Annotated in this window: 16 protein-coding genes and 1 tRNA gene; 11 read left to right on the top strand and 6 right to left on the bottom strand. The window is 72.9% G+C overall.

The genetic code is table 11. The annotated features are described in order from the left end of the window. Nucleotides 1-156: 156 nt before the first annotated feature. Complete coding sequence (locus OG899_RS08360; protein ID WP_125497860.1) at nt 157-1,530, bottom strand: AarF/ABC1/UbiB kinase family protein; 1,374 nt, start codon at nt 1,528-1,530, stop codon at nt 157-159. Beyond that, nucleotides 1,523-2,737, bottom strand: coding sequence for a TOMM precursor leader peptide-binding protein (locus OG899_RS08355; protein WP_189428034.1), 1,215 nt, complete (start codon nt 2,735-2,737; stop codon nt 1,523-1,525). Before OG899_RS08355 ends, OG899_RS08360 begins: the two co-directional genes overlap by 8 nt. Nucleotides 2,738-3,159: 422 nt before the next feature. On the opposite strand from OG899_RS08355, the gene OG899_RS08350 reads away from it, so the two are divergent. From OG899_RS08350 to OG899_RS08335, 4 genes are all read left to right on the top strand, one after another. Beyond that, nucleotides 3,160-3,759: a M48 family metallopeptidase gene (locus OG899_RS08350; protein ID WP_125497858.1), complete on the top strand. Its 600-nt coding sequence runs from the start codon at nt 3,160-3,162 to the stop codon at nt 3,757-3,759. Between the two features lie 163 nt (nt 3,760-3,922). After that, nucleotides 3,923-5,743, top strand: a complete 1,821-nt coding sequence (locus tag OG899_RS08345) for a TerD family protein (protein WP_125497857.1) — start codon at nt 3,923-3,925, stop codon at nt 5,741-5,743. A gap of 11 nt (nt 5,744-5,754) precedes the next feature. Then, nucleotides 5,755-6,435 (top strand): AIM24 family protein, encoded by a 681-nt coding sequence (locus OG899_RS08340; protein WP_125497856.1) that lies wholly within the window; start codon nt 5,755-5,757, stop codon nt 6,433-6,435. A gap of 15 nt (nt 6,436-6,450) precedes the next feature. Then, nucleotides 6,451-7,206, top strand: coding sequence for an AIM24 family protein (locus OG899_RS08335; RefSeq protein WP_125497855.1), 756 nt, complete (start codon nt 6,451-6,453; stop codon nt 7,204-7,206). Nucleotides 7,207-7,348: 142 nt separating this feature from the next. Here OG899_RS08335 and OG899_RS08330 read toward each other — a convergent pair whose 3' ends face one another. Continuing rightward, nucleotides 7,349-7,882 (bottom strand): NUDIX hydrolase, encoded by a 534-nt coding sequence (locus OG899_RS08330; RefSeq protein ID WP_125497854.1) that lies wholly within the window; start codon nt 7,880-7,882, stop codon nt 7,349-7,351. Further along, nucleotides 7,879-9,342 carry a zinc-dependent metalloprotease gene (locus OG899_RS08325; RefSeq protein ID WP_168131584.1) on the bottom strand — a complete coding sequence of 488 codons (1,464 nt, stop codon included), beginning with the start codon at nt 9,340-9,342 and terminating at the stop codon, nt 7,879-7,881. Before OG899_RS08325 ends, OG899_RS08330 begins: the two co-directional genes overlap by 4 nt. Before the next feature lie 192 nt (nt 9,343-9,534). Between OG899_RS08325 and OG899_RS08320 the strand changes: the two genes are divergently transcribed. The 4 genes from OG899_RS08320 to OG899_RS08305 all read left to right on the top strand — a co-directional run bounded on the left by OG899_RS08320 (nt 9,535) and on the right by OG899_RS08305 (nt 12,917). Next, entirely contained in the window at nt 9,535-10,647 is a 1,113-nt protein-coding gene (locus tag OG899_RS08320; protein WP_125497852.1) for an SDR family oxidoreductase, read from the top strand. A 225-nt stretch (nt 10,648-10,872) separates the two neighbouring features. Further along, nucleotides 10,873-11,334, top strand: a complete 462-nt coding sequence (locus tag OG899_RS08315; RefSeq protein WP_125497851.1) for a molybdenum cofactor biosynthesis protein MoaE — start codon at nt 10,873-10,875, stop codon at nt 11,332-11,334. 231 nt (nt 11,335-11,565) lie between these two features. After that, nucleotides 11,566-11,763 (top strand): hypothetical protein, encoded by a 198-nt coding sequence (locus OG899_RS08310; RefSeq protein ID WP_125497850.1) that lies wholly within the window; start codon nt 11,566-11,568, stop codon nt 11,761-11,763. 62 nt (nt 11,764-11,825) lie between these two features. Further along, nucleotides 11,826-12,917 (top strand): PDZ domain-containing protein, encoded by a 1,092-nt coding sequence (locus tag OG899_RS08305; RefSeq protein WP_125497849.1) that lies wholly within the window; start codon nt 11,826-11,828, stop codon nt 12,915-12,917. 85 nt (nt 12,918-13,002) lie between these two features. Here OG899_RS08305 and OG899_RS08300 read toward each other — a convergent pair whose 3' ends face one another. Continuing rightward, nucleotides 13,003-13,545, bottom strand: a complete 543-nt coding sequence (locus OG899_RS08300; protein WP_168131583.1) for a PPA1309 family protein — start codon at nt 13,543-13,545, stop codon at nt 13,003-13,005. Nucleotides 13,546-13,744: 199 nt separating this feature from the next. Between OG899_RS08300 and OG899_RS08295 the strand changes: the two genes are divergently transcribed. The 3 genes from OG899_RS08295 (at nt 13,745) to OG899_RS08285 (ending at nt 18,997) form a co-directional block, all read left to right on the top strand. Next, nucleotides 13,745-16,663: a UPF0182 family protein gene (locus OG899_RS08295; protein WP_168131605.1), complete on the top strand. Its 2,919-nt coding sequence runs from the start codon at nt 13,745-13,747 to the stop codon at nt 16,661-16,663. A gap of 227 nt (nt 16,664-16,890) precedes the next feature. After that, nucleotides 16,891-18,771 (top strand): tetratricopeptide repeat protein, encoded by a 1,881-nt coding sequence (locus tag OG899_RS08290; protein WP_125497847.1) that lies wholly within the window; start codon nt 16,891-16,893, stop codon nt 18,769-18,771. Nucleotides 18,772-18,923: 152 nt separating this feature from the next. Continuing rightward, nucleotides 18,924-18,997 (top strand) — tRNA-Met (locus tag OG899_RS08285). A gap of 214 nt (nt 18,998-19,211) precedes the next feature. On the opposite strand, the gene OG899_RS08280 is transcribed toward OG899_RS08285, so the two are convergent. Continuing rightward, on the bottom strand, nt 19,212-19,628 hold the full coding sequence (locus OG899_RS08280; protein ID WP_125497846.1) for a Fur family transcriptional regulator: 417 nt from the start codon (nt 19,626-19,628) through the stop codon (nt 19,212-19,214). Between the last annotated feature and the right edge of the window lie 117 nt (nt 19,629-19,745).

The raw sequence follows: 19,745 nt of genomic DNA, 5'->3' as shown, positions 1-19,745 counted from the left end.
GGAGGCACGGCGAGCGACCCCTTCCCTCGGGGCCGGTCCGACCGCACGGACCGGCCCCCGCGCCGTGTCCGGAGCCGACATGCCTCACCTTCCCGGGCGCCGAAGGACGATGCGCGCGGGTCGACCCGTGCCCGCAGTCCGGCCGGGGCGGGCCGCTCAGGCCTCCAGCGCGTCCGCGTCCTCCTCGTCGGCCTCCGCGTCCGGCACGAAGCCCGGCAGCCACTCCCGCAGTTCCTCCCTCAGCCGGACCGTGCAGCCCAGCTGGCACAGCACCCCGATGGTGCTGAGCGTCACCCGGTGTATCAGCAGGTAGGCGGGCGGCAGGTTGAGCCGCTTGCCCAGCTGGTAGGCGGGGGAGCGGGGGTCGGCGACACGGGCCGCCTGGCCGCGCATCCAGCCCCGGGTGAAGGTGAAAGCCTCCACACGGGCCGGTTCGATGATCGGCAGCAGGTAGTCGAGGACGGCGTCGGGGTCCAGCTCGACGGACTCCTTGACGAAGCCCTCCGCGCAGAGCATCCGGTAGACCTCCTCGGCCCGCCCGTCCAGCGTCATCCGCAGGGAGACGCCGATCGGCTCCGGCAGTCCGCCGGGCAGCCGGTCGACGGTGCCGAAGTCCAGCACACCCAGCCGCCAGTCGTCCTCGCCGCCCGGGCCGCCGGGCAGCAGACGGAAGTTGCCCGGATGGGGATCGGCGTGCAGCAGCCCGGTGCGGGCCGGGCCGGAGAACAGGAAGCGCGCGAGCAGCTGGCCGGCGCGGTCGCGCTGCTCCTGCGTGCCGTCCGCGATCACCTCCGACAGCGGGATGCCGTCGATCCACTCGGTGACCAGCACCTGCTCGCGCTGATGGACCACCGCGGGCACGACCACGTCCGGGTCGCCCGCGAACTCCTCGGCGTGCGCCTGCTGGGCCTCGGCCTCCAGGCCGTAGTCCAGTTCCTCGGAGACACGGTCGCGCAGCTCGGCGATCAGCGGCTTGACGTCCATGCCGGGGACCAGCGGTCCCAGCAGGCGGGCGAACCGGCTCAGCTGCCCGAGGTCGGACAGCAGGGCGTCCCCGGCACCGGGGTACTGCACCTTCACCGCCACCTCGCGGCCGTCGTGCCACACAGCCCGGTGCACCTGTCCGATCGAGGCCGCCGCCGAGGGCTTGTCGTCGAACTCCTCGAACAGCTCGTGCCAGTCGGGGCCGAGCCGCTCCTCCAGCACGGCGTGCACGGTGCGCGTCGGCATCGGCGGTGCGGCCTCCTGCAGCTTGGTCAGCGCGGCCCGGTAGGGGCCGGCGACCTCCTCGGGGAGCGCCGACTCGAAGACGGACAGGGCCTGCCCGAACTTCATCGCGCCGCCCTTCAGCTCGCCCAGGACCTTGAACAGCTGCTCGGCGGTGCGCTGCTGCAGCTCGCGGCCCACGAGCTCTGCGGACTCGCCGACGATCCGCTTGCCGAGTCCCCAGGTCGCTCTCCCGGCGAAGCCGATCGGAAGCGCGGCGAGCTTGGCGGTCCGGGTGACCGCCTTCCGCGGAAGATCAGACATGCGCCCTCCAAGTCCCAGCGAGCCGTGCCGCGTCCGCCGGCGGGCAGGACGCCGATGACGGCCGTTGCCCAGCCATTGTCGCGCCTGGCCCGTCCCGTACGGAGGTGTCGTCGGACACGGGTTCGCGCGCCGCCCCGCACGGACAGTGCGGATGCGGCGGCACCGGCCGTGCGTGCCAGTTCAGGCCCGGCGCGGACACCTCCCAGCGGGCATCGGCGGAGGACGGCGTCGCGCCGTCCAGGAAGGCCAGCGCATGGGCCGCTGCGAGCCCGGCGACGGTCGCGGCCAGCGTCAGGTCGCAGGCGCGGACGTGACGCGGTGCACGGGACCGCCACTGGGCGACCAGGCGGGGCCAGGCACCGTCCCGGTCGGTGCGGAACCGGTGCAGGCACCCGGCGCAGCCGGTCTGTCCGGGCAGGACGAGCGGTCCCACCACACCGACGGCCTCCACGACCCCGGCGTACAGGTGCGGTGTGCCCGCCGCCATCAGCTCGGCGACATCGGCCGGGTCGGGCGCGTGCACGGCGATGTCGTCCCGCGGGGCGAGGATCACCAGGGCGTGTCCCGGCTCGCCCGCCGCGGAGCCGGCGCGGCGAGCCGGGCGCGGTGGCCGGTCCGGGGCCGCCCCGCGCACCACCCGCCGCGCGGCCGTCTCCCTGCGCTCGCCGACCGCCCCGGCCTGCAGCCCGCCCGGTGCGACGTCCCACGGCTCGACGCAGCCCTTGTCACGTACGTCCACCTCGCCGATCCCGGCCCCGGACAGCAGCGCGGCCAGCATCGTCCCCACACGTCCGGCGCCGTGCACCCGCACGCGCAGATCACGGCGGGCGGCCAGCCGGCCCGCGTCCTCGCCCGGCCGGCGCGCCACCAGGGACAGCGAGGCCAGGTCGGGGCGCAGCCGGTCCATGACCTCCTTCTTCTCCCGCAGCGCGGCCGCGGCCGGTCCTCCGCCGCGAGCGTCGTCCAGCAGCCCGGCATCGGCCAGACGGGTCAGCAGACGGTCCACCTGTCCTTCCGGCAACCCCAGGCGTCGGCCCTCCTCCCGCAGCAGGGCCGGTCCGCGCGTGCCGTCGAGCAGGTCCAGGAAGCCGCCGGTCGCGCGGTCGACCGGCCCCAGGGTCAGCGCGTGCGCGGGCGTCACCCCGAACTGCACGGTGTCGAGATCGCGCCAGCCGCGCCGGAGCGCGGGTTTCAGCATCGGATGCATGCGTGGTCCCCCGTAGTCCGATGGACGGTGCGGAACGCCGCACGAAGCGTCGACGTCGGCTCGCGCCGCCGTCGCCCCGTCGGCGATAGTCAGCATGCCGGTTCCGCCCGGCCTGTGCCGAAAGTTGTCCACAGGTAGGGACTGACAGTCATATGTGCTGACCGTCATGTGCGTCGCGGTCGCGGTGTCGGGTGCCTGATCCGCATGGTCCCAGGGCGTGCGCGCCGTTCGGTGCCGGCGGCCGCGGTGCGCCCGCCCCGCGGCACGAACCCCCCGCCGACCAGGCACGCAGCGATCCGGGGACGGGACCGGACCGGGATCGCACACGGGGCGGGCACGGAGGCGAGCCCGGCCGCTCACCGTGCGTGCCCGGTCATCCACAGGCCGGGACGGCCGTTCCGCGTGCCGGGTACCGTCGAGGCGTGTCCGTCGAACCAACGAGCCGCGCCGGAGCACCGCAGCGCGGCACCAGCAGCCCGCCGCCGAGCCGTCCCGCGGCGCACGAGGTCGAGGTGCGCCGAAGCGCCCGCCGCCGCAAGACGGTCTCCGCCTACCGAGAGGGCGACCGCACGATCGTGCTCGTCCCGGCCCGCATGTCCGAGGCGGAGGAGCAGCGCTGGGTGGAGGCCGTGCTCGACAAGCTGGCCGCCAAGGAGAGCCGGCGTGCCCGAGGCGGCGACGCCGAGCTGGCCGAGCGCGCCGAGCGGCTGTCGGCGCAGTACCTGGGCGGCCGGGCCCGGCCCGACTCGGTCCGCTGGGTCACCAACCAGAACACGCGCTGGGGCTCGTGCACCCCGGCGGAGGGCAGCATCCGCCTCTCGCACCGGCTGCGGGGCATGCCCGACTACGTCGTCGACTACGTCCTGCTGCACGAGCTGGCCCATCTGCTGGTGCCCGGCCACGGCCCCGCGTTCTGGGAGCTGCTGACGGCGTATCCGCGCACCGAGCGCGCCCGGGGCTATCTCGAGGGGGTGGCCGCCGCACAGTACATCCCCAACACGCCGCACATACAGCAAGAGTGATCAACCGTCACGGACGACGGCATGCGGCGTCCCGGGGGCACGCCGGAGCCCACCGGCGTGCGGGCGCTGCGTACCGGGGTCGCACCGGCTTGGCCCGTTGTCCTGCGGTGACGTTAGCCTGACGCGACGCAGTCGTATACGGGATGGGGGACGGTCGTTACGCATGACCAGGGAATTCCAGCGCGGCCACAAGGCCCGGATCAGTGATCTGACGCGGGGCACGGATCTGTACGTGGGAGTGCAGATCGCCGGCCCCGGGCTCACCTTCGACATCAGCTGCTTCGGCCTGGACGCCGACGAACGGCTGTCGGACGACCGGTACTTCGTCTTCTACAACCAACCGAAGTCCCCCGAGGAGGCCATCCAGCTGCTGGGGCCGCAGGCGGGCGACACCGAGTCCTTCCGGGTCACCCTGGACCGGATCCCGCCGCACATCCGGAAGCTGACGTTCACGGCGACCATCGACGGCGCCGGGCAGATGGCGCAGATCGGCCCCGGGTACCTGCGGATCGCGGCGGGTGGTCAGGAGGTGGCCCGCTACTCCTTCACCGGCTCGGAGTTCTCCACCGAACGGGCCGTGATGCTGGGCGACATCTACTACAAGGACGGCTGGCGGTTCGCCGCGGTCGGCCAGGGTTTCGACGGCGGGCTGGAGGCGCTGCTGAAGAACTTCGGCGGCGAGGTGCTGGAGGAAGAGGACTCCGGCTCGCCGACCGACGGTGTGCCCGGCTTCGCCCCGCCCGCCGAGGACGACGCGCCGCCGCCCTTCGCGATACCGTCCGGCCCGTCCACGCCCGCCGCGCCGTCCGCGCCCGCCCCCGCCGCCGCGGCGGGCCCGGCACAGGCCACCCCGGCCACCACGGGCGCGGCTCCGGTGGGCGGCTTCCAGCCCGCCGCGCCGCAGGAGACTCCGCCCGCGCCGCCGAACCCGGCGTCCCCGGTGGCCCCGAGCCCGGCGCCGGCCGCGGCACCCGCACCGGCGGCCCCCGCTCCCTCCATGTACGCCGCGCCGACCGTCGCGGCACCCGTGCCTCCGGCCGGCGACACCGCCACCCCGCCCTCGCCCGCACCGGCCCCGGCGGTGCACGACCCGCAGGCGCACCCGCAGCCGTCGTTCGGCGGGGCGCCCCACGCCCCGGCGCCCGCCCCGAGCGCACCGCCGCCCCCCGGCTACGGGCAGCCCACGCCTCCGCCCGGTCCCGGCCTGCAGCCGCCGTTCGGGCAGGTCCCTGTCGCCGGCGGCCCCGGCGCCCCGCAGGCGGCCGTTCCCCAGGGCGTGCCGCAGGGCACTGCGCAGGGCGTCCCGGACAGCACCCCGCAGGGCGCCGGGGTGACCGTCACGCTGCAGAAGTACAAGGAGACGCCCACCGGGCAGCGCTGGACCCTGCAGAACAGCAAGCTGGTCCGGGTCGACCTCGGCACCGACGGCCAGCCGGTGCTGGCGAAGCAGGGCAGCATGGTGCTCTACCAGGGCAAGGTCGACTTCGCCTACAAGGGCGCCGGCGTCATGGGCCGCATCGTGGGCAACGTCACCGGCCAGGAGATGCAGCTGATGCGCTGCACCGGCCAGGGCCAGGTCTTCCTCGCCGATGACGCCACCCATCTGCACCCGGTCGAGCTGCAGGGCGACGCGATCTGCGTCTCCGCGGACAATGTGCTGGCCTTCGACGAGAGCCTGCACCACGAGGTGCGCCGCATCGAGGGGCACGGCATCCCCGGCGGTGCCCTGTTCACCCTCCAGTTCCAGGGCACCGGAACCGTCGTCGTCAAGACGCACGGCACGCCCGTCGTGCTGCCCGTGACCCCGACGACGTTCGTGGACTCCAACGCCGTCGTCGCCTGGTCGGCGGCCGCCCAGGTCATCGTGTCCAGCCAGGTGCACATGCGCCGCAACGCCTACCCCGGCCACACCGGAGAAGGCGTCAACCTGCAGTTCCGGGCGGCGCCCGGGAACTTCGTCGTCGTCCAGCCCTACGAGGTCTGATGGAGCCCGTCATGAACCAGCCGCCCGCGGGCCACGCCCCCGCACCCGTCACGGCCCGCATGGAGAACCACGGCAGCCACATGGTGAAGGTGGCCCTGCAGACCGGCAACGACCTGTTCGCGCGCGCCGGCTCCATGGTCGCCTACGAGGGCTTCATCCAGTACGAGGCGAACCCTCCGGCCGTCCGCCAGATCGCCCGCGACTGGATGACCGGCGAGGGCGCACCCTTGATGAAGTGCTCCGGCGACGGCCTGCTCTACCTCGCCGACTACGGCGCGGACGTCGTCGTCATCGACCTCGGCGGCGACGGCATCTCGGTCAACGCCACCAACCTCCTCGCCTTCGACGCCCACCTGGAGTGGGGCGTGGAGAGGGTGAAGGGACTGGCCAAGTTCGCCGGGCAGGGCCTGTGGAACACGACGATCTCCGGCCACGGCTGGGTCGCCCTCACCTCGCGCGGCACACCGATCGTGGTCGACTGCGGCAGCGGCGAGGACGAGACGTACGTCGACCCGGACGCGCTCGTCGCCTGGTCGCCCGGCCTGAAGGTCAAGGGCAAGCGCAGCTTCAAGGCGCAGTCCCTGATCGGCCGGGGCAGCGGCGAGGCCTTCCAACTGGCCTTCTCCGGCCAGGGCATCGTCGTCGTGCAGCCCAGCGAGGACAGCTCCGACCGGCTCCGGATCCGGGGCTGAGGGGGGAAGGACAGCATGCAGAGCCCGCTTTTCGCCCACAACGACGTCCAGACCCAGGACCGCTGGAGCCTGCAGAACCAGCAGATGCTCCGCATCACCCTGGAGGGCCACGACGACGTCCTCGCCCGCAAGGGCACCATGGTCGCCTACCAGGGTCTGATCGAGTTCGACGCCGAGTACCAGAGCACCGACCAGGCCTACGCGCGGGCCCGTACCGGTGAGGGCCTGGACCTGATGCGGTGCCACGGGCAGGGCACCGTCTACCTCGCCAACCTCGCGCAGTACGTCCACATCATGGACGTGGAGCAGGAGGGCCTGACGGTCGACAGCGCCTATGTGCTCGCGCTGGACTCCTCGCTGCACCACGAGGTCATCGCGGTCGACAGCATGTACGGCATCTCCGGTTCCGGGAAGTACCAGCTGAACATCACCGGGCGCGGCAAGGTCGCCCTGATGACCTCCGGCGCACCGCTGCTCATGCAGGTCACCCCGGACCGGTACATCAGCTGCGACGCGGACGCGATCGTCGCCTGGTCCACCGGGCTGAGGGTGCAGATGCAGGCGCAGACCCAATCCGCCGGGGTGTGGCGGCGCCGCGGCAACACCGGCGAGGGCTGGGAGCTGAACTTCATGGGCAGCGGCTTCGTCCTCGTCCAGCCCAGCGAGCTGCTGCCGCCGCAGAACGCCGTGATCGGCCACGGCCTGGCCGCGCAGTACGGCCTGGGCGCGCACGGGGCGCGGGGGCAGAACCAGGGCAACGTCTGGAGCTGACCCGGGCGACGTCCGGGGCCGGTCGGCGGACGAGAAGCGGCCGACGGACGAAGGGCGGCCGGCGGGTGAGGGGAGGCCGCACGAGCGGTCGCCCCTCACCCGGCCGCACGTGCTGAGTCATCAGCCGGGCGGACGCCCCGGGTCAGCGGGCGCCCGCCGCCCGGAGCCTGGCGCGGGTGGCCTCCACCAGCCGCACCACCGACTTGTCGGCCACGTCCGGCACCTGCGCATAGGGGAACCAGCGCAGCTCCAGCGACTCGTCGCTGAGGGCCTCCACCGCCCCGGGCGGGGCGACGGCCGCGTACTGCACGTCCAGGTGCCAGGCACACGGCGTGCGGTGCCGGTCCAGCCGCACCGGGCCGCCCGGCAGCAGGGACAGGCCGACGATGCCCGACTCCTCGGTGGCCTCGCGCAGCGCGGCGCCAGCCAGTGTGGAGTCCTGCGGCTCGCAGTGGCCGCCCATCTGCAGCCACATGCGCAGCTTGCGGTGCAGGGTCAGCAGCACCCGTCCGCCGTCCGGGTCCACCACCAGGGCGCTGGCGGTGATGTGCCCGTCGGTGCAGGCCCGCCACATGCCGTCCGGGTGCGCGGCCAGGTGGTCCAGGTAGGCCCGGCGCAGCTCGGGCTGGTCCTCGTACCCCTGGAGGACGAGGACCGCGTCGTCGTGGAGGCTCACTTCGTGCCGTCGCCCTCGCCCTCGCCGCCGTCGTCCTGCGTGCCGCCCTTGTCGTGCTTGCGCAGGTCCGGCTTGGGGACGGAGCCGCCGGCCGCCTCGCCCAGCATCTTGTCCAGCTCGGAGAAGTCCAGCTGCTCGCGGTGGACGAAGCCGTCCGGGTCGTCCATGTCCGCGGCCGTCGGCAGCATGTCCGGGTGCGCCCACAGCGCGTCGCGGCCGTCGACACCGCGGGCGTCGGTGAGGGAGGCCCACAGCCGGGAGGCGTCGCGCAGGCGGCGCGGCCGCAGCTCCAGGCCGATCAGCGTGGCGAAGGTCTGCTCGGCCGGACCGCCGGAGGCGCGGCGTCGGCGCAGCGTCTCCCGCAGGGCGTCCGCGGACGCCAGGCGCGGCTTGGCCGCGGCGTGCACCACCGCGTCCACCCAGCCCTCGACGAGCGCCAGAGCGGTCTCCAGACGGGCCAGCGCCGCCTTCTGCTCCGGGGTGTCCTGCGGCTGGAACATGCCCTGCTGCAGCGCGTCCTGCAGCTGCTCGGGGTTCTGCGGGTCGAACTGACCGACCACGTCCTCCAGCTTGGCGGTGTCCACCTTGATCCCGCGGGCGTACCCCTCCACCGCGCCGAACAGGTGGGAGCGCAGCCACGGCACATGCGCGAACAGCCGCTGGTGGGCGGCCTCCCGCAGGGCGAGGTACAGCCGCACCTCCTCCGGCGGCACGCCCAGGTCCTTGCCGAACGCCGCGATGTTCACCGGCAGCAGCGCGGCCTTGCCGGCCGGGCCGAGCGGCAGCCCGATGTCCGTGGAGCCGACGACCTCGCCGGCCAGTACGCCGACGGCCTGGCCGATCTGCGTGCCGAACATGGCGCCGCCCATGGAGCGCATCATGCCGATCAGCGGTCCGGCCATGGCCCGCATCTCCTCGGGCAGCACCTCGCCCATGGCGGTGCCGACCCGCTCGGCGACCGGGTCCACCAGCTCCTGCCAGGCGGGCAGCGTCGCCTCGACCCACTCCGCCCGGGACCAGGCCACGGCCGTGGCCGACCCCGAGGGCAGGGAGGTCACGTCGTCCAGCCACAGGTCGGCCAGGCGGACGGCGTCCTGGACCGCGTTGCGCTCGGCGGCACCGACGCTGGCGTCCTTGGTGCCGTCCGGGGTGCCCTGGGAGACCGTCTGGCGGGCGATCTGCTTGGCCATGTCCCAGTTCACCGGGCCGCCCTCGTAGGAGAGCATCTGGCCGAGCTGCTGGAAGGCGGCTCCCAGATCGGTGGGGCTGATCGACCCGAACATGGCTGCGAACGGATTGTCGGCGCCGGACCCGCCAAGGCCTCCGGCTCCGGGCAGCCCGAAACCGAACGGGTTGGCCGGTCCCTGCCCACCACCGCTCTGCTGGTCCTTCTTCTTGCCCTCGTCGCCGTTCTCCGGCTCCTCCGGCGGAAGGCCGAATCCGAATGGGGTGTCACTCACGGGATTCCTCGGCTGGTAAGGCCACCGGTTCTCTCCGGCGGCGCGGCTGCCCGACAACACCACCCAGCGTAGACACCCCGGCCGGTCGGGGCCTGGGTGCTTCGCCGACACAGCGCCTGCGGCAGGATGGATGCCACCTGGTACGTACGCGTCATTCGCGCCCGTATGGAAGACAACCGCTGGAGACGCCCGGTGAGTTCCCCAGATCCGCAGGTTCGCGCAGCGCGAAACCATGAAAGCACCTCCGCCGTGCGCGGGCCCGTCGTCGCGGTCACCGGAGCCGCGAGCGGCGTCGGCGCGCTGCTCACCGAGCGGCTGGCCGCGAGCGAGGAGATCGGGCAGGTCGTCGCCATCGACGAGCGACGCGGGGAGTGCGCGGCGGCGCGCTGGCACGTCCTGGACGTGCGGGACCCCGCGATCGCCGACAAGCTGCGCGGCTGCGACGTCGTCGTCCACCTGGCGATCGACCTGAACCTGGAGACCGACCCCGCCGCGCGCAGCGCGTACAACGTCCGGGGGACCCAGACCGTGCTGACCGCCGCGGCCGCGGCCGGGGTGCGCCGCGTGGTGCTGTGCACCTCCGCGATGGTCTACGGCGCGTTGCCCGACAACGAGCTGCCGCTCGCGGAGGACGCCGAGCTGCGGGCCACCGCCGAGGCCACCGGGGTGGGCGACCTGCTGGAGATCGAGCGGCTGGCCAGGCGGGCGCCGCGGGCGCACCCCGGCCTGAACGTCACCGTGGTGCGTCCCGCCGTGCTGGTCGGCGGCACGGACACGGCGCTGACCAGGTACTTCGAGTCCCCGCGGCTGCTGGTCGTGGCCGGTTCGCGGCCCGCCTGGCAGTTCTGCCACGTCGAGGACCTGTGCAGCGCGCTGGAGTACGCCGTGCTGGAGAAGGTCGAGGGCGAGCTGGCCGTCGGCTGCGACGGCTGGCTGGAGCAGGAGGAGGTGGAGGCGCTCAGCGGGATCCGCCGGATGGAGCTGCCGTCGGCGGTCGCGCTGGGTGCGGCGGCCCGCCTGCACCGCATCGGCCTCACCCCGTCCCCGGCCGGCGACCTTGCCTACACGATGTACCCGTGGGTGGTCAGCGGCAGCCGGCTGCACGACGCGGGCTGGCGGCCGAAGTGGACCAACGAGGAGGTGCTGGCCCAGCTGCTGGAGGAGGTCGCCGGGCGGCACACGGTGGCCGGCCGGCGGCTGGGCCGCAAGGACGCGACGGCGGCGGGGGCGGCCGGGGCGACGGTGGCGCTGCTGGGCGCCGCGGCCGTGGTGCGGCGGGCTCGCAAGGCACGTCGGCGCGTCTGACCGGAGCCGGGCGGACCGGCGTGTTCGACGAGGCACACGCCGGCCCGTGGCGGCGCACACGACGCCCGCACACGCCTGGTTTCCGGGGCGCACACGACGCCCGATACGCCCGGTTTCCGGGGCGCGCACGGCGCGGGATACGCCGAGGCATCGGGGCGCGCACGGCGCGGAAGGCGGCGCGACCGGCCGTTCCGCGCTCCGCGGAGGGTGGGGCAGGATGGGGGCATGGCATCCATCGACGATCACCCCGGCGAGCAGGCTTCCGGCGATCCCGTCCGGCTGATCGCCGTCCGGGACACGGCGCTGTCGCTGGACGAGGTCTTCCGGGCCGTCGGGGACGACGCCGCCGGCGGCACCGCGCTCTTCGTGGGCACCGTGCGGAACCACGACGGCGGCGCCGACGTCGACTCCCTCGGCTACTCCTGCCATCCCACCGCCGAGGACGTGATGCGGCGGGTCGCCGAGAAGGTGGCCGCCGCGTACCCGGTACGGGCGCTCGCCGCCGTCCACCGGGTGGGCGACCTGCGCGTCGGGGACCTGGCCGTCGTCGTGGCGGTGTCCTGCCCGCACCGCGCGGAGGCCTTCGCGGCCTGCCGGCAGCTGATCGACGACATCAAGCACCAGGTGCCGATCTGGAAGCACCAGCGGTTCTCCGACGGCACGGAGGAGTGGGTGGGCGCCTGCTGAGCCGAGGGCGGTCCGTCCTCGGCCTCGAGGGGTCCGTCGCCGCCTGGCTCCTCACCCGCCCGGCCGAATCCGCCGTCCGCGCCCGCAGCGGGCCGTCCGGCCCGGTCCGTCGCGCGCCACGCACCGCCTCGCCGGGGCCCGGCGGGCCGGGCTACCCCGGTATCCGGTTGCGTAACCGCCCCCCTGACGTGACCGTTGTCACTGCAGACGGTTAATCTGCTGATCACTCGGTTGCAGTCGCTCGAACGGGGCTGGGAGGACGGCATGGCGGTGCTCGCCTGGTTGCTGATTCCGTTGCTGACTGCGATAGGCGCCGGACTGTGGGGCGTGTGGGCCAACCGCACCCGCACCGTGCGCGGCGACGGCCCCGAACTCGACGGATACGCGCGCTTCCGCGAGGCCATGGAGCGCTCCACGTCCCGCACGTGAGGCCGGGCGAGGACGGGCGGCCCAGGCAGTGGGCCCACAGGACGGTCCCGTACTGTCGAGGCATGCCACGCCGCACCGCGACGATGCTCGCCTCGACCCTGATGCTGATCGCGCTCCTGTGCGCAGGGGTGTTCCTTCCCGTGCCGTACGCGGAGATGTCCCCGGGGCCGACGGTCAACACGCTGGGCGAACACGACGGTGAACCGGTCCTGCAGATCTCCGGGCACCCGACCTACCCGACCGACGGTCACCTGAACATGACCACGGTCCGGGTCACCAGCGCCGACTACAAGATGAACCTGGTCGAGGCGATCTACGGCTGGCTGGCGCACGACGACAAGGTCGTCCCGCACGACACGCTCTACCCCGACGGCCAGACCGAGGAGCAGTCCAACCAGGAGAACGCCGAGGAGTTCAGCCAGTCCCAGGAGAGCGCCAAGGTCGCGGCCCTGAAGGAACTCGGCATCCCGGTGGAGACCTGGGTGATCGTCTCCAGCGTGGTCAAGGGCAGCCCCGCCCAGGGGGTGCTGCACGCCGGTGACGTGATCAAGGCCGTGGACGGCACCGAGGTCACACAGCCCTCCGACGTCGCGAAGCTCGTCACCCGGCACAAGCCCGGCGAGGACGTCGTCTTCACCATCGTGCCCGCCAAGGACCAGGCCGCCGCCGAGAAGCAGCACCGTACGGCGACCACCACCGAGGACGTCACCCTCACCACCGCCCGGTCCCACGACTCCGGCGCCGAACGCGCCGTCGTCGGGATCTCCGCCGGGACCGACCACACCTTCCCGTTCAACATCGACATCAAGCTCGCCGACGTCGGCGGGCCCAGCGCCGGACTGATGTTCGCGCTCGGCATCTACGACAAGCTCACCCCGGGCAGCCTGACCGGCGGGAAGTTCGTGGCCGGCACCGGGACGATCGACGACGACGGAAAGGTCGGCCCGATCGGCGGCGTGGAGATGAAGACCATCGGCGCCCGCAGCCAGGGCGCCCAGTACTTCCTGACCCCCGCCGACAACTGCGCGGCCGCCGCCAAGGACGCCCCCGACGGGCTCACCCTCGTCGAGGTCCGCACGATGAAGGACGCCCTCGACGCCCTGAAGGACATCCGCAGCGGGAACACCCGCGCCCTGCCGACGTGCACGCGGTAGCCGCCTCGTCGGCCGGGGCCCCGAGGCCCGCCCTCCCGGCCGCGCCCCGCCGGCCGGGGCGCCCCGGGCCCGTGCGCGGAGCCGCTCAGTCCTCGAAGGTGGCCGCCAGCGCCTCGGCCAGGTTCGGCACCAGGTCGGAGCCGGTGAGGACCTCCGTCGGGGAGTCCTTCTCCCGCAGCCGCAGGGCCGACTCCCGGGCGCCGTCCCGCAGGACGGCCACCGTCATCCGCACCTCCTGGCGCTCGGGATGCTCCGCCACCCACCGGGTCAGCTCGGCCTCGTCGAGGTCCTGCGGGACCTCGGCCTCCGCGGACGGCGGCAGCATCAGGCGCTCCACGGTCAGTGCGCAGCCGGTCACCGCGTCGGGCCAGGCGATGGTGGCGAGGAACTCGTCGAGCGGCCGGTCGGCCGGGATCTCGTCCTGCTCGATCGGGGTGAGACCGGAGGTGTGCTGCTCGTCGTCCAGGCCGAGCCGGTCGGCGAGACCGGGTTCCTGGGCCCGCAGCTGTGCGGTGTCTACGAGGGCGAAGAGGCGAGCGGGCTGGTCCCACCCGAGGGTGGAGGCGTACTCGTCGATCTCGAGCACGGCCCGGGTGAGGGGGCTCGCTGCCATGGGTGTGTTGGACATGGTCACAATCCTGCCTCGTTCTCGGGCTCGGGCGGGAACCGCGTAAGCCGTGAGTAAGTTGCATAGGTGTGGGCCCGGCACGTCCGGGTCCACCGCACGGTCCGCGGGCCCGAGGGCTTGAGGCGGCCCCGAGCGCGATGACACGGAACCACTCGGCTTATCGACAGCGAACTATCGAGGTGCACCCTTGGCTTTCCAGATGCCGGACCGCGGGTCGGGCCCGTCCGGGCCGCGGATGAGAGTCGGCCGCCCGTCCCGGCCTGCCCGGGCCCTGCTGATGACGCTGGGCGCGCTGGCCGTGCTCGGCATGGTGTTCACCATGTTCGCCGGCTTCTGGACGGACTGGCTGTGGTACCGGTCGGTCCACTACTCGTCGGTGTTCACCACCACGCTGTGGACCAAGATCGCGCTGTTCTTCGTCTTCGGCCTGCTCATGGCGCTGGTCGTCGGCTTCAACATCTGGCTCGCCCACCGGCTGCGGCCCCCGATGAGCGCGATGTCCGCCGAGCAGCAGAACCTCGACCGCTACCGGATGGGCGTCGCGCCGTACAAGAAGTGGCTGCTGTGCGGGATCACCGCCCTGGTGGGCCTGATCGCGGGCGCCTCCGCGGCCGGCCAGTGGCGCACCTGGCTGACCTGGGTCAACGCCGTCCCGTTCCACACGAAGGACCCGCAGTTCCACCTGGACGTCTCCTTCTACGCCTTCGACCTGCCCTGGTACCGGTTCCTGCTGGGCTTCGGCTTCGCCGCGACGGTGCTGTCCCTGATCGCCGCCGTGCTCACCCACTACCTGTACGGCGGGCTGCGCCTCACCTCGCCCGGCACCCGCGCCACCGCCGCGGCGACCGGGCATCTGTCGGTGCTGCTGGGCGTGTTCGTCTCCCTCAAGGCCGTCGCCTACTGGCTCGACCGGTACGGACTGGCGGTCAAGTCCAGCGACTTCAAGGCCACCGACAAGTGGACCGGCCTGCGGTACGTCGACGCCAACGCCTACCTGCCGGCGAAGACCATCCTGTTCTGCATCGCGGTCATCTGCGCCCTGCTGTTCTTCGCCACGCTGTGGCGGCGCACCTGGCAGCTGCCGGTCATCGGCTTCGGTCTGATGGTGCTCTCCGCCATCCTCATCGGCGGCCTGTACCCGGCGATCGTGCAGAAGTTCCAGGTCCAGCCCAACGAGCAGGCCAAGGAGGCCCCGTACGTCGCCAGGAACATCAAGGCCACGCGTGAGGCGTACGGCATCGACGACGTCAAGGTGACGGACTACGCCGGCACCAGCACCACCAAGGACAAGGCGACCCTGCGCGACGACGTCGCCAAGACCGCCAGCATCCGCATCCTCGACCCGAACATCGTCTCGCCGACGTTCCAGCAGCTGCAGCAGGTGCGGAACTACTACGCGTTCCCCGACACCCTGGACGTCGACCGCTACCGCGACAAGAACGGCAAGGTCCAGGACACGGTCATCGGCCTGCGGGAGCTGAACCTGGCCGGCATCCCGAAGAAGAACTGGATCAACAACCACTTCCGGTACACCCACGGCTTCGGCGTCGTCGCGGCCAAGGGCACCGCGGCCGAGAACGGCGAGCCGGTGTTCACCGAGTCCGACCTGCCCCCCACCGGCGACCTCGGCACGTACCAGCAGCGCATCTACTACGGCGAGAAGACCACCACCTATTCGATCGTCGGCGGCCCTCAGAAGGAGATCGACTACTCCGACAACGAGGGCGAGAAGACGACGAGTTACCAGGGCAAGAGCGGGGTCGGCCTGTCCAACCCGCTCAACCGGGCCGCCTACGCGGTGGCGTTCGGCGAGCCGCAGATCCTCTACTCCGGGGCGATCGGCGACGGCTCGCGGATCCTGTACAACCGCACCCCCAAGGAGCGGGTCGAGGCGGTCGCGCCCTGGCTCACCATCGACGGGGACGCCTACCCGGCCGTGGTCGACCACCGCATCCAGTGGATCGTCGACGCCTACACCACCACCGACGGCTACCCGTACGCCTCCCGGACGACCCTCGGCGACACCACGGCCGACTCGCTGACCGCGGCCAACAACTCCCGCTCGGTGGTGGCCCAGCAGAGCCAGGTCAACTACATCCGCAACTCGGTGAAGGCGACCGTGGACGCCTACACCGGCGAGGTCAAGCTGTACCAGTGGGACACCGAGGACCCGGTGCTGAAGACCTGGATGAAGGCGTTCCCCGGCACGGTGCAGCCCAAGTCGGCGATCTCGCCGGAGCTGATGTCCCATCTGCGGTACCCGCAGGACCTGTTCAAGGTCCAGCGTGAGCTGCTCACCCGCTACCACGTGCAGGACGCGCAGACCTTCCTCAGCGGCAGCGAGGTGTGGCAGGTGCCGGACGACCCGACCAACAAGTCGGGCAACGCGGTGCCGCCGTACTACCTGACCATGAAGATGCCCGACCAGAAGGCGCAGGCGTTCTCGCTGACCACGACCTTCACCCCGAACGGCCGGGACAACCTCAGTGCCTTCATGGCGGTCGACTCGGAGGCGGGCACCCCCGGCTACGGGCAGATCCGCATCCTGAAGCTGCGGACGAGCACGACGGCCGACGGACCCAAGCAGGTCCAGAGCCAGTTCAACTCCAACTCCCAGGCGAACATCACCGACTTCATCCGCCAGGTCAGGAACGGCGACTCGGAGATCGAGTACGGCAACCTGCTGACCATCCCGCTCGACGGCGGACTGCTCTACGTCGAGCCGGTCTACGTCCGCGGCGGTCAGCTCAAGTACCCGCTGATGCGCAAGGTCCTGGTGACCTACGGCGGCGCCACCGCCTTCGAGAACAGCCTCGACGAGGCACTGGACAAGGTGTTCGGCGCCACCGGCTCCACCCCGCCGCCCGACACCGGCACCACCACACCGCCCGACACAGCCACCGGATCGGGTGATCCTGAGGTCCAGCAGGCACTGAAGGACGCTCAGAAGGCGTTCGACGACGGACAGGCCGCACTGCGGAAGTCGCCGATCGACTGGGAGGCGTACGGCAAGGCGCAGAAGGACCTGCAGAGCGCGCTGCAACGGGCCCAACAGGCCCAGGCCCGCGCGCAGCAGCAGGGCAGCAGCGGCGCCGGCGGCGAGAAGAGCGGCGGCTGACCGCCGCGGGCCGCACCGAGGCCCGGGTCCCGACGGGACCCGGGCCTTCGCCGTGTGCGCATGGTGACGTGCGAACGAATGTGCCGTCCCCGCCCACCGTCGCGCCGCCGTGGCGAGTTGCCCGGTCTGTGTTTGACTTATCTCTCTGTGGGCATGTCGACAAAACGCTGTAGTGACCTCACTGGCTGCGGTATACCAGGTGTACCCGGGTTGCAGGTGGTGCGACGATGGACGTTATGGGGGACAAGGTAACTCTGGGCACGACAGGGCGATTTGCGCACGCCACCGATCCGGGTCAGGACGACGGGGCCGCCGCGGCCACGGCCACCGCGACGTCCACGGCACTGGACGACACCGTAGGCTCCACCCCGGACGAGAGCGGTGCCGCCGCCGACGAGGTCGCCGAACTGGCACGCCGCCGCCTGGCGGCCGAGGCCGGCGACGTGGAGGCGATGAGCGTCCTCGGCGCGATGCTGCTGCGCCGCGGCGACCTGGACGGAGCCGAACCCCATCTGCGCGCCGCCACCGCGGCCGGCGACCGGGCCGCCGCCAACAACCTGGGTGTCCTGCTCCACCAGCGCGGCTACGCCGACGAGGCGGCCGGCTGGTGGCGGATCGCCGCCGTCGCCGGCTCGGCCGCGGCGGCCCACGCGCTCGGCCGGTACCACCGCGAGCGCGGCGACGAACCCGCCGCCGAGTACTGGCTGCGCCAGTCCGCCGAACAGGGCCACGTCCTCGGCGCCTACGCCCTCGCCGACCTGCTGGAGCACCGCGGGGACGCCGGTGCCGAACGCTGGATGCGCGTCGCCGCCGAGCGCGGGCACCGCGAGGCGGCGTACCGGCTGGCGCGCGCCCTGGACCAGCGCGCGCCGCGCGAGCCCGCCCCGGACGGCGCCCGGCTGCAGGCCGAGGCCGAGCAGTGGTACCGGCAGGCGGCCGCGCGCGGCCACCGGCGGGCCGCGTTGTACCTGGGCGCGATCCTGGAGAAGCGCGGCGAGGTGCGCGAGGCCGGCCGCTGGTACCTGACCGCCGCCAAGGACGGCGAGGCCCGCGCCGCCTGCGCGCTGGGCTTCCTGCTCCGCGATGCCGGGGACACCGAGGCCGCCGCCGTGTGGTGGCTGCGGGCCGCGCAGGACGGCGACGGCAACGCGGCGAACGCCCTGGGCGCGCTGCACGCCGAGCGCGGCGAGACACAGACCGCCGAGCGCTGGTACCGCAAGGCGCTCAACGCCGGCGACGTCAACGGCGCCTACAACCTGGGCCTGCTCTGCGCCGAGCAGGGCCGGACCGCCCAGGCCGAGCAGTGGTACCGGCGCGCCGCCTACGCCGGACACCGGGAGGCGGCCAACGCGCTGGCGGTGCTGCTGCTGCAGGGCGGGGACACCGGCGGCGCCGAACCGTGGTTCTCCAAGGCCGCGGAGGGCGGCAGCGTGGACGCCGCGTTCAATCTGGGGATCCTCTACTCCGGGCAGGGCCGGGACGAAGAGGCCCTGCTCTGGTACGAGCGGGCCGCCTCCGCCGGGCACACCGAGGCCGCCCTGCAGGCGGGCATCGCCCGGCTGCGGGCGGGCGACGAGCACGCGGCCGAGCGGTATCTGCGGTGCGCGGCCGGCGGCGGCAGCGCGGAGGGTGCCTACCGGCTGGCCACCCTGCTCGACGCCCGGCGGCCGCCGGGCCCGGCGCACGAGCTGGGCGCGCCGGTGCTGGAGAAGACCGAGTGCGAGGAGTGGTACGAGCGGGCCGCCGACCAGGGGCACCGGCGGGCCCAGGTGCGGGTGGGCATGCTGGCCGCCGCGCGCGGCGACGTGGTCGAGGCGGCCCGCTGGTACCGGGCCGCGGCGGAGGCCGGTTCCCGCAACGGCGCGTTCAACCTGGGGCTGCTGCTGGCCCGCGAGGGAAGCGAGCCGGAGGCGGTGATGTGGTGGAAACGGGCCGCCAACGCCGGCCACGGGCGGGCGGCGCTGCGGCTGGCCCTGGTCTACGCGCGCCGCGGCGAGCTGGCCGAGGGCCAGTGGTGGGCGGACCGGGCCTCGGAGCTGGGCCCCTCGGAGGTCGCCCAGCGGGCGGCGCGGCTGCGGGACGCGCTGCGGGAGGAGCTGTCGGCATGACCCCCGGTGGTTCCGGACCGCGGGGGGCAGGGCATGCCCCCGGCGGTTCCGGGCCGCGGGCGGTCCTGGCATGCCTCGGCGGTCCCGGCACGACCTTCGGCGGAGGCGATTTGCTTCCCGGCCCGTCCTTCACGTAGTGTTCTGTTCGTCGACGCGGGGTGGAGCAGCTCGGTAGCTCGCTGGGCTCATAACCCAGAGGTCGCAGGTTCAAATCCTGTCCCCGCTACTGAAGGCCGAGGGCCGGAATCCGATCAGGGTTCCGGCCCTCGGTGTTTTCTGCGTTCCGCACGCTGTGGGCGACCTCGGCCGCGCGGCCCAGCGGTGCCGGTCGGGGTGCCGGTCGGTGTGCGGGCACCACACGGTCCGGCTGCGGGTACCACTCAGCCCCGGCGCTGTGTCGCAGGGCCGGGGCGGTCAGGCGTTGTGCGGCGCCGGGGCGGTCAGCCGGCGGTGCAATCGGGGCAGAGGCCGCGGTAGGTGACCTCGACGTCGGAGACGGTGAAGCCGAAGCGCTCCGAGTCGGGCAGGTCGGCCAGCGGGTTGCCCTTGGGACGCACGTCGCGGATCGCGCCGCACCGGGCGCACACCAGGTGGTGATGGGGCCGGTGGGCGTTCGGGTCGTACCGCTTGGCGCGCTTGTCGGTGGTGACCTCGAGAACCTCGCCGAGGGAGACCAGCTCGCCCAGCGTGTTGTAGACGGTGGCGCGGGAGATCTCGGGCAGCTTGGCGACCGCCCGCGCATGGACCTCGTCGGCCGTGAGATGGACGTGCTCGCCGTCCAGCACCTCGGCCACGACGCGCCGCTGCGCGGTCATCCGCCATCCGCGTCCGCGCAGCCGTTCCAGAAGGTCGCTCATGGCACCAGCCTAGCAGCAGGGGAATAGATCCCGAACCAGTGTGACTTTGGAGAGTCGCTTGACTTAGACATTGTCCATTGTAGGATCGATGGCGGCTTTGGCCTAGCAACAGGATCA

Source organism: Streptomyces thermoviolaceus, assembly GCF_045209695.1.
Taxonomy (GTDB): Bacteria; Actinomycetota; Actinomycetes; order Streptomycetales; family Streptomycetaceae; genus Streptomyces; species Streptomyces thermoviolaceus.
This window is presented reverse-complemented; position numbering and strand designations above follow the sequence as displayed.